This is a genomic window from Bradyrhizobium sp. Leo78 (assembly GCF_059512425.1).
Map to the genome: position 1 here is coordinate 1 of NZ_JCAMOT010000317.1, position 346 is coordinate 346.

1 protein-coding gene is annotated in these 346 nt (G+C 64.7%); it reads right to left on the reverse strand.

The window, feature by feature from the left end:
• A partial coding sequence (locus AC5ZG1_RS44875; protein WP_496136635.1) for a helix-turn-helix domain-containing protein occupies positions 1-346 on the reverse strand: 346 nt, incomplete at both ends.

The window sequence follows — 346 nt, forward strand, 5'->3', positions numbered from 1 at the left end:
TCAATCTTGTGCTCGCGCAGGAAGCGCCAGACATATTGAACGTCGACGTCGCCCAGCGCCTCCGCCAGCAGGGGGCCGTTCCAGCGCGCAAACCCGGCAGGAGGCGGCTTGTCCAGCAGCGCCAGAATCCGCTTACCGGTCGCCTTCGTGTAGATCGGCTTCTTGCCGGGCCGCGGCTTGTCCTCCAAGCCCGCAAGCCCTTCATCCGCAAAGCGATGCCGCCAATGGCTGACGATCCGCGGCTGCACGCCGACTGTCTTGGCTATCGCACGCGTGCTGCAGCCTTCCGCGGCCAATAGAACAATCCGGGCACGCTTCAGATCACGCTGTAACGTTCGCGGCGAGC